The organism is Mycobacterium helveticum (assembly GCF_007714205.1).
GTDB lineage: Bacteria > Actinomycetota > Actinomycetes > Mycobacteriales > Mycobacteriaceae > Mycobacterium > Mycobacterium helveticum.
This window is the reverse complement of the sequence record NZ_VMQU01000195.1, coordinates 1-6,326: the sequence shown is the minus strand read 5'-3', so window position 1 is coordinate 6,326 and position 6,326 is coordinate 1. Positions and strand designations below refer to the sequence as shown.

Genomic DNA, 6,326 nt, shown 5'->3' with positions numbered 1-6,326 from the left:
CAGCGCGCAGCCACCATCAACCAGATCACCGAAAACAAGATCATCACAAGCCGGCTGAAAAATCAGGGTCTGATCAGAAGCATCCTGACCGACGAGGTCAAGCCCACGCGGATGGTCATGCGCCCAGAGGTTTTCGATGTCGTCATGGAAGCCGCCGCGAAATATGGACAGGGTTCGCCGTTCGTCAACGACGAATACCTCAAGAAACGCTTGCCCATCTTCAACCTGACACCGCTGGAGGAACTTGACGCATGAGCACCACCGACGCCACCGTGAAGATCAACGTCTGGATCAACGACGAACGCCTGAATGCACTGGAACAAGCCGGACTGGCGTCGTTGGCAGAGGAGGCCTTCGCCGGGATGAAAGTCATGCCCATCTACGCCACCCAGGAGCAAAAAGACCGCATCCTGGGGCAGTACAAATCGGCCAAATACGACTCGGCCACCACTCGCTCCATCGAGTTGCTCCCCAAAAACGCCAAAGACAGGTTGATGCGGCTGTCCATCGACATGCACTCGAACGGGCCAGAAATAGTCGACCGCTTCCTCGCGGAAGCCGAATAAGCCCGTTGAGCCATCAAAGATCAACGGGCGCAGAGAACCTGAGCCTATGAACATTCGCCGCATGCAGTTAGACGTCGACAAGGCCATCGCTCGACCCGATCTGGTGGAGTTGGCCGCCGCGATCGACGGCGTCACCGGCGTGGAGGCATGCAACATCACTGTGTCGGAAATCGATCTGGAGACAGTCGGACTCCAAGTCACCGTGGAAGGCGGCTCCATCGACGCGAAACAGTTGATCCGGACGATAGAGAAGGCCGGTGCGGCAGTGCACAGCATCGACGAGATCGTGGTCGGAGATCGGATCGTCGAGCGCGTACCCAGAGCCCGGTGATTGTCGCGCATGCGGTTGAAAATTTGAAAAAGGAAAACCTGCGCTCACCCTGGCAGCCGCTGCGGTTCTGCGCGGCGGGGGCTTGAACCTCGGCATCAGCATCCGGGTCGGCATCGTCGCCTTCACATCGTCGGTGCTCACGGTCTTCGTCGCCGAATACACCCAGAACCGCAGTGAACTGATGCGCGCCGAGAAGCAGTTGATGTTCACCAAGTCTGGTCGGCTTGCGGCAACGGCCCTGGGGCGGCTGGTGTTCAGCGAATCAGCCGCCACAGCAGCGGTCGCGGGGTTGGCGAGTTTCGCCGGAGCCGCGCTGCCGTTGGTCATCGGCACGTTGCTTCCGGACGTGTCATGGGTTGCGGTTCTGGCTTCCGCGCTGATTCTGGGTGGTCTCGGCGCGGTGCTGGCCGGGCATGTCGGCGGTCGGCGGGTCGTCTGGGTGCTGGGCCTTGTCGGCACCGGCGTTGCCGGGACGCTGATCGGGCTGAAAGTCGACCTGGTGCCCTGACCTCGGATTCAAGGCCGGCGTTTCAGCGCAGCCGTGGCGATGCCCGCGAGAGCGGGCCGTTGGCGGTTCGGGGCGCCGAGACCTTCGTGGCCCGCCAGCCTGCGTGGACTACAAATGGGTCTGCTCGTGTGCCCAATCCATCACGTTCTGGTACTGGTCGGGGCACAGTTCATAGGCGGCCGCCCCGATGATGACGCCGGCGTGCCGACGTCTGAAGCCCCCAGCGTCTTCGAGAACCGTCAATACCTCGGGCACCGAGTCGCCTGCGCGCAACTTGTCACACACGAGGTACCCCCAGCTCAGAGCGTCCCGCGCCGACATGTGGCTGACCTGCGCCTTATCCAGGCGGGCGAGGTATTCCGACTCGCCGGCGAAGGCGGACGGCGAAAAGCAGGTCGCGGCCAATGCGAGTCCGGCAAACGCGGCTGAGAACTTCAACATTCGGCGAACCCCTTTCCCGCGGGGATTCTAGGAACTCGACAATCGTTTGATCAGCGCACCTTTGAGCTCGCCGAATTCCCGCTCAGTGAGGTGACCGCCGTCGCGCAACTCGACGAGTTGACGCAGCTCGGCTGCTATCCCGGTCCCCGGAACGCCGGCCGGTGTCTGCGGCGAATCTGCTTGGTCACCGTGAGCGGTGATGGCCGCCAGGCGTTCCCGGCTGCCTGGACCGACGCCACCACCGAGCGCGCGACCCGTCATACTCGCCAGGGCCATCTCGCTGAACAGATTTGCAGCGCCGGATTCTGCGGCGGCCGGGGCCGCGCCCAGGCTGGTCGACACCAGCTGTGTTGCAACGAGTCTGGTTTCGGGCGCCGCGATGGCCCAGCCCTGCGGGACCGACAACGACCCGATCATGGGCGCGCGACCCAGGCCCGCGGTCACCGGCGAGGGAGCATATGCCGCGATGGACCCGGCCGGCGCAGGCCCCGGTCCGGTTGATGGCCCCAGCGCACCCCCGCGGATGATCCCGCGGGCCGTTTCCGAAGTTGCGAGGTCCTGCGTCGCTGCCAGGCCTCGGGTACCGACGCCGACCGATGCCGACGACGCCGACGCGCTCGTCGACGACGCGGCGGTACTGGTCACCGACGGAAACTCGAGCAGCGCTTTGGCGGGCGTCGAGCCGATCAGGGCTGTCAGCGCCGATCCCAAGGCCGGCAACGTCAGGCCGGATGCCGACGATGTCGACGCGGCCGGCGAAGCCAGCGACTGCAGTGCCTGCGGCAGTGCTGAGATGACCATCGACGCGTGGCTTCCCTCTGCAGTAACGGCGGCGGCCTGGCCGGCGAGCCCCCCGGGACTGGTGGTGGGCGGCGGAGAGGTGAACGGAGTCAACCGCGACGCCGCTGCCGAAGAACCCGCATAGCCATACATCGCGACCGCATCTTGGGCCCACATTTCACTGTAGAGCGCCTCGTTGGCCGCGATCGCCGACGTGTTCTGCCCCAACAGATTCGTCGCGATCAAAGCTGCCAGCTGTGCACGATTGGCTGCGACGAGCGGCGGCGGCACTGTCAGGGTGAACGCCGTGTCATAGGCCGTTGCGGCCGCCACCGCTTGCACAGCCGTCTCATCGGCCACCGCCGCGGTCGTGTTGAGCCACATCACATAAGGAGCCCCCGCCCGCGCCATCGACGACGATGCGGGCCCCAACCACACTCCACCGGCGAGCCCGGCAATCACCGATTCGAACGACCGCGCCGCAGAGCGCAACTCAGTCGCAAGGCCGGCCCAGCGGGAAGCAGAAGTGACCAACGAGGAACCACCCGGCCCGGAATACATACGGGCGGAGTTGATCTCCGGCGGTAGCATTCCAAAGTCTATGGTCATTATTTCCTATGCCTACCGTATCTTCAGCTCCGACGTTGCGTGTTCAGCCACAAACCGGGCTTTGGCGCCGAACGAGCACCGTGGGGGTCTTCCGGTAAGGCGGCGCTGCCCAGAGTTAGATGGCGACCCGGTCGCAATCATCGACCTGCCGGGAGCCATCCACGGGCTCAGCTGATTCCAACACACTGTTCCTTGCCTCACCTCTTGCAGAGACGGATCCAGTCGGCGCCAACTCGGCGGTCAATGCCAGGCATGCCCGCACCGCACGCTCGGCAAACAGCGGGCGACCGGCACTACGCCCGGGCGCGGAATCGACGCTGCCGTATTTTTCTCGACCTCGACGCGAGGGTGGCCGGTCATCAGAACTCATTCGACACCTCCATCAGCCGTGGACGCCGTCAAGCCGGGCATGCCATATTTAGCAATGCCTTTCGCGTCACAGCGTCGTGTGCCGACGGCGCACCACCGCTATCGCGCCGTCGACCGCAGTGCTCTGTTACCCAGGTCTACCACAGTATTCGCCAGATTCGGACAGTCCGGGCAAACGAATACCACCGAAAACCCCGGGAATCGGAAGCCGTTGTCTGAGCGTGGAAGATCCGCCGCCAACTCGATCCCATCGCCCGACTGACGCGCACGAGGGCTGCGACCGCAGCCCGGCTGTCGGCTTTCGACCACAGATTCGATGCCGACTCGGCTTCAACGGCAACGAAGACCGTCGGCATCCGACGCGCGGTCACCGACGTATGCAATGCTGAGAAATCCACCCGAAAGCCACCCGAACGTCACCACGGAGTTTTGCGGAGGGGTCATCGTCGAATCGTCGCTAGCCTGGTTGCTCTCACCGCTGCCGGTGCAGACCTTCCTCGACGACATCTGGGGAGCCACGCGCTACCACGTCAAGCGAGACTGCCCGGGCTACTTCGACGGCCTGCTGCCCGGCCCCCCGGTGGTCGACGGGCTCCTCGATCACCTTCGGGCGGAGCCGTCGGTGCTCCGCCTGGTCAAGGGCGAGCAGAACAGGGACCCCGCCACCTACCGGCGCCCCGACGGCAGCCTGGACCCCGCCGGCGTCCGTGACGGCCACGCCGCCGGTTACACGATCGTCGTGGATAACCTCGAACGGTACGTGCGCACGCTCGGGTCGCTGGCCCACGCCATCGAGGTGGAACTGAACTTCCCGACACAGGTCAACGGCTACGTCACGCCGCCCGAATCGCGGGGATTCGTCCCGCATTACGACCACCACGACGTGTTGATCCTGCAGGTCCAGGGGTCCAAGGTCTGGCATCTTTACGGCGACGCGCCGGTGTCACCGCACGAGATGCAGCAGCGCAAGGTCGTCGCCGCGGCCGACCTGCCGCCGCCGACCCGCCTGCGCATGGACGCCGGGGACACGCTGTACCTGCCGCGCGGACAGATCCACGCGGCACAGACGCGCTCCGAGGCCTCCGTGCACTTGACCGTCGGAATCCACGCGCCGACCGTGCTCACGCTGATCACCCATGCGCTGCACATGCTCAGCTTCCGCGACGACCGTATCCACGACCGGCTCCCGCCGCGGCATCTGCACGCCGACGTGCGCGCGAGCCTGGGTGCCCTCGTGCGCGACATCGTCGCGGGCCCGGACGTCGTCCCCGAAGGGCTCGGCGCGATGGAGGACCTTCTCGTCCGGCGCGGCCGGTGCCCACCGCTCGGACAGGGCGCGACCGCCGCCGGGATCGACGGGCACACGCGGGTGGTGAGGCATCAACCGCTCTACTCGCGGGTGCTGACCGGCGCCGGCGGCGTCGCCCTGCAGTTCGCCCAGCTGCTGATCAGCGTCGGCGCCGACCACGAAGCCGCCCTGCGGTACCTGGCCGACAGCACCGGGCCGTTCCGGGTCGGCGACCTGCCCGGGCTCACCGCGGCGCAGCAAACGGAGCTCGCGCGCACCCTGATCGTGACCGGATTCCTCGTGCGCCAACCCGACGACTGATCCCGCGCCGGTATCCGCAGGCGCTCGATCCAGTGCCGAGCCGTTCCCGCAAATGCGGATCAATGTCGCAATGGAAGTCGCTATTGCGGGTTTACGGGTGTAGGGGCAGGATCGGCTTGGTGACGGTCACGCCGATCTGGATGGCCTCGCCGCCGGAGGTGCACTCGGCGCTGTTGAGCGGCGGACCGGGGCCGGTGTCGTTGATCGCGGCAGCCGTGGCGTGGCACTCGCTCAGCGCCGAATACGCCTCGGCCGCCGAGGAACTCAGCGGCGCGCTCGCGGCGGTGCAGGCCGGCGCATGGCAGGGCCCCAGCGCGGAGTCCTACGTGGCCGCGCACGTGCCGTACCTGGCCTGGTTGCTGCAGGCCAGCGCCGACAGCGCGGCGGCGGCCGCCCAGCACGAGACCGCGGCCACCGCCTACACCGCCGCCCTGACGGCCATGCCCTCCCTGGCCGAGCTGGCCGCCAACCACGCCGTACACGCGGTCCTGGCGGCGACGAATTTCTTTGGTGTCAACTCGATTCCGATCGCGCTCAACGAGGCCGACTACACGCGGATGTGGGTGCAGGCGGCCGCCACCATGACGACCTACCAAGCGGTGTCCGGCACCGCGGTGGCGTCCACACCGCAGACCGCCCCGGCACCAGAAATACACAAGGCCGCCGCCAACAGCTCTCCGTCGAACCAGGACAGCGGGCCACGACCCAATCAGTTGAGCTGGTGGACGACCCGGGCCCAAGAGGTGGCCAACGCCATCGGGCAGGACTTGTCGGAGTTCCCGTCCAACCCGGCCGCGGCGATCACCCGCCTGGAAACCGATCCCCTACTCGTCAGCGAACTTCCGCACTGGGAAGGCGAAGCCATCAACACGTTCGCGCCGCAACTGCAGCAGCTCACGCAGGTGGTGGAGGGACTGGGCATCGCGCCGCTGCCGACCCCGGCGTTCGCCGGGCTGGCAGGGCTGGCCGGCCTGGCTCAGCCGGTGCCCGCCGCGCCGCCGGGCGGACCGACCACGTAGGGGTAGCTGAAGGCGTGCACGGTGGGCGCGGGTGGCGGTGGCGGGGGAGCGGCCCCGGGCGTGGGTGCCGGGGCCGGCATGGCCGTGGGTGGCG

General features: G+C 66.6%; 6 protein-coding genes and 2 pseudogenes. 6 read left to right on the top strand and 2 right to left on the bottom strand.

Translation table 11 applies throughout. The features are described 5' to 3' along the window. The 4 genes and pseudogenes from FPZ47_RS25950 to FPZ47_RS25935 all read left to right on the top strand — a co-directional run. Positions 1-255: pseudogene (locus FPZ47_RS25950) on the top strand (hypothetical protein); the annotation flags it as partial. Further along, positions 252-566 carry a DUF6955 family protein gene (locus FPZ47_RS25945; RefSeq protein WP_144956917.1) on the top strand — a complete coding sequence of 105 codons (315 nt, stop codon included), beginning with the start codon at positions 252-254 and terminating at the stop codon, positions 564-566. The pseudogene FPZ47_RS25950 and the gene FPZ47_RS25945, both read left to right, overlap by 4 nt. Before the next feature lie 46 nt (positions 567-612). Continuing rightward, complete coding sequence (locus tag FPZ47_RS25940) at positions 613-897, top strand: DUF211 domain-containing protein (RefSeq protein ID WP_144956914.1); 285 nt, start codon at positions 613-615, stop codon at positions 895-897. Between the two features lie 82 nt (positions 898-979). Then, positions 980-1,405 (top strand): hypothetical protein, encoded by a 426-nt coding sequence (locus FPZ47_RS25935; protein WP_246133616.1) that lies wholly within the window; start codon positions 980-982, stop codon positions 1,403-1,405. Between the two features lie 108 nt (positions 1,406-1,513). Here the strand turns inward: FPZ47_RS25935 and FPZ47_RS25930 are convergent, their stop codons facing one another. Further along, a complete protein-coding gene (locus FPZ47_RS25930) occupies positions 1,514-1,846 on the bottom strand; it encodes a DUF732 domain-containing protein (RefSeq protein ID WP_144956908.1) in 333 nt (110 codons plus the stop codon). Between the two features lie 27 nt (positions 1,847-1,873). Further along, entirely contained in the window at positions 1,874-3,217 is a 1,344-nt protein-coding gene (locus FPZ47_RS25925) for a PPE family protein (protein WP_281291913.1), read from the bottom strand. A gap of 853 nt (positions 3,218-4,070) precedes the next feature. Between FPZ47_RS25925 and FPZ47_RS25920 the strand changes: the two genes are divergently transcribed. Further along, the gene (locus FPZ47_RS25920) at positions 4,071-5,213 is read left to right on the top strand and encodes a cupin domain-containing protein (RefSeq protein WP_425461845.1); all 1,143 of its coding nucleotides are present in this window, start codon (positions 4,071-4,073) and stop codon (positions 5,211-5,213) included. A 140-nt stretch (positions 5,214-5,353) separates the two neighbouring features. Continuing rightward, positions 5,354-5,876, top strand: a pseudogene (locus FPZ47_RS30805) (PPE family protein); the annotation flags it as partial. Between the last annotated feature and the right edge of the window lie 450 nt (positions 5,877-6,326).